Source organism: Blastococcus sp. CCUG 61487 (genome assembly GCF_005222955.1).
In the GTDB taxonomy this organism is placed as follows: Bacteria; Actinomycetota; Actinomycetes; order Mycobacteriales; family Geodermatophilaceae; genus Blastococcus.
Window position 1 is genome coordinate 1,778 of record NZ_LWUA01000046.1, and the last position, 3,286, is coordinate 5,063.

The following is a 3,286-nucleotide window of genomic DNA, read 5'->3' on the forward strand; positions in this document are numbered from 1 at the left end:
CGACGGGTTGTTGTGTGAATGCCACGGCTTCGGCGGTGTGCTTGAGCCCCGCTACATTGTCGGCGCGGAATCACTTGACCAGTGAGCTATTACGCACTCTTTCAAGGGTGGCTGCTTCTAAGCCAACCTCCTGGTTGTCTCTGCGACTCCACATCCTTTTCCACTTAGCACACGCTTAGGGGCCTTAGCCGATGATCTGGGCTGTTTCCCTCTCGACTACGAACCTTATCGCCCGCAGTCTCACTGCCACGCTCTCACTTACCGGCATTCGGAGTTTGGTTGACGTCAGTAACCTTGTGGGGCCCATCGGCCATCCAGTGCTCTACCTCCGGCAAGAAACACGTGACGCTGCACCTAAATGCATTTCGGGGAGAACCAGCTATCACCGAGTTTGATTGGCCTTTCACCCCTACCCACAGCTCATCCCCTCAGTTTTCAACCTAAGTGGGTTCGGTCCTCCACGCGGTCTTACCCGCGCTTCAACCTGGCCATGGGTAGATCACTCGGCTTCGGGTCTAGAGCACGCGACTCGATCGCCCTGTTCGGACTCGCTTTCGCTACGGCTACCCCCCACGGGTTAACCTCGCCACGTACCACTAACTCGCAGGCTCATTCTTCAAAAGGCACGCAATCACCCCGCCCGAAGGCTAAGGCTCTCACGGCTTGTAGGCACACGGTTTCAGGTACTATTTCACTCCCCTCCCGGGGTACTTTTCACCTTTCCCTCACGGTACTTGTCCGCTATCGGTCACCAGGGAGTATTCAGGCTTAGCGGGTGGTCCCGCCAGATTCACACCGAATTTCACGGGCTCGGTGCTACTTGGGAAACACGTCCGGGAGATGCAGCATTTTCGTGTACGGGGCTCTCACCCTCTACGGCGACCCCTTCCAGAGGCCTTCCACTAACACCACATTTTCTGACTCCCCGTACCCTCGGCAGAAGGTACTGGACGGTCCCACGACCCCGACCACACAACGCCTGCCGGCTATCACATGCGATCGGTTTAGCCTCATCCGCTTTCGCTCGCCACTACTCACGGAATCACTGTTGTTTTCTCTTCCTGTGGGTACTGAGATGTTTCACTTCCCCACGTTCCCTCCACACGCCCTATGTGTTCAGGCGCGGGTCACACCACATGACTGGTGCGGGGTTCCCCCATTCGGACATCCTCGGATCAACGCTCGGTTGGCAGCTCCCCGAGGCTTATCGCAGCCTCCTACGTCCTTCATCGGCTCCTGGTGCCCAGGCATCCACCGTGTGCCCTTAACAACTTGGCCACACAAAAACCCCACACAACAAGCGCCCGGAAGGACACCCGCCGTGCGGGCCTACAAGAACTCTCCACAAACAAGAGTCAAAAAGATGCTCGCGTCCACTGTGCAGTTCTCAACGTACGACCAGCCACCTCCCCCACGCCCCCGCCGAACCCACCGATCCGCAGACCAGCAGTGGTACGAGAAACAGGAAGGCCCTGACAAGAGACCAGCAAACCCACACCCCACACAGGGGCACGGCCCGCTCTCTCAGGACCCAACAGCGTGCCTACGACCACCACCGGCAGCGACTCCCCTCCACGCACACCACAGGCATGCAGTACTAGGAGCCGGCCACAGCCGGCGGCCGAACTGGTCAGCGTTCCACCCTCGAGCACCACCCCAGAAACCCGCGACCCGTCGGAGATGACGAGCCGTCCTGCCCTGGGCGTGGCTCTGCACCAGCAAGCTGAGCTTGCCGGCGAGATGCTCCTTAGAAAGGAGGTGATCCAGCCGCACCTTCCGGTACGGCTACCTTGTTACGACTTCGTCCCAATCGCCGATCCCGCCTTCGACGGCTCCCTCCACAAGGGTTGGGCCACCGGCTTCGGGCGTTACCGACTTTCGTGACGTGACGGGCGGTGTGTACAAGGCCCGGGAACGTATTCACCGCAGCGTTGCTGATCTGCGATTACTAGCGACTCCAACTTCATGGGGTCGAGTTGCAGACCCCAATCCGAACTGAGACCGGCTTTTTGGGATTCGCTCCACCTCGCGGTATCGCAGCCCTTTGTACCGGCCATTGTAGCATGTTTGCAGCCCTAGACATAAGGGGCATGATGATTTGACGTCATCCCCACCTTCCTCCGAGTTGACCCCGGCAGTCTCCCATGAGTCCCCACCATTACGTGCTGGCAACATGGAACGAGGGTTGCGCTCGTTGCGGGACTTAACCCAACATCTCACGACACGAGCTGACGACAACCATGCACCACCTGTGCACGGCCCTTACGGACCCACCATCTCTGGAGGATTTCCGTGCATGTCAAGCCTAGGTAAGGTTCTTCGCGTTGCATCGAATTAAGCAACATGCTCCGCCGCTTGTGCGGGCCCCCGTCAATTCCTTTGAGTTTTAGCCTTGCGGCCGTACTCCCCAGGCGGGGCGCTTAATGCGTTAGCTGCGGCACGGAACTCGTGGAATGAGCCCCACACCTAGCGCCCAACGTTTACGGCGTGGACTACCAGGGTATCTAATCCTGTTCGCTCCCCACGCTTTCGCTCCTCAGCGTCAGTTGTTGCCCAGAGACCCGCCTTCGCCACCGGTGTTCCTCCTGATATCTGCGCATTTCACCGCTACACCAGGAATTCCAGTCTCCCCTGCAACACTCTAGTCTGCTCGTATCGACTGCAGGCCTGAGGTTGAGCCTCAGGATTTCACAGCCGACGCAACAAACCGCCTACGAGCTCTTTACGCCCAATAATTCCGGACAACGCTTGCACCCTACGTATTACCGCGGCTGCTGGCACGTAGTTGGCCGGTGCTTCTTCTGCAGGTACCGTCACTCTCGCTTCGTCCCTGCTGAAAGAGGTTTACAACCCGAAGGCCGTCATCCCCCACGCGGCGTCGCTGCGTCAGGCTTCCGCCCATTGCGCAATATTCCCCACTGCTGCCTCCCGTAGGAGTCTGGGCCGTGTCTCAGTCCCAGTGTGGCCGGTCACCCTCTCAGGCCGGCTACCCGTCGTCGCCTTGGTAGGCCACTACCCCACCAACAAGCTGATAGGCCGCGGGCCCATCCCCAGCCGATAAATCTTTCCACCACCAGACCATGCGGTCAGCGGTCATATCCGGTATTAGCCCCAATTTCTTGGAGTTATCCCAGAGCCAGGGGCAGGTTGCCCACGTGTTACTCACCCGTTCGCCACTGATCCCCCACCGAAGCAGGTTCACCGTTCGACTTGCATGTGTTAAGCACGCCGCCAGCGTTCGTCCTGAGCCAGGATCAAACTCTCCGTAGATGAATTCGATACCAGC

General features: G+C 59.0%; 2 rRNA genes (1 of these 2 only partly in view). Both read right to left on the bottom strand.

Features of this window, described 5'->3' with window-relative positions:
• Window positions 1–1,278 (bottom strand): 23S ribosomal RNA (locus A6V29_RS22100) (it extends 1,738 nt beyond the left edge of the window).
• A gap of 473 nt (window positions 1,279–1,751) precedes the next feature.
• Window positions 1,752–3,270: ribosomal RNA gene (locus A6V29_RS04325) — 16S ribosomal RNA — on the bottom strand.
• Together the 16S and 23S rRNA genes form the textbook arrangement of a ribosomal RNA operon.
• Between the last annotated feature and the right edge of the window lie 16 nt (window positions 3,271–3,286).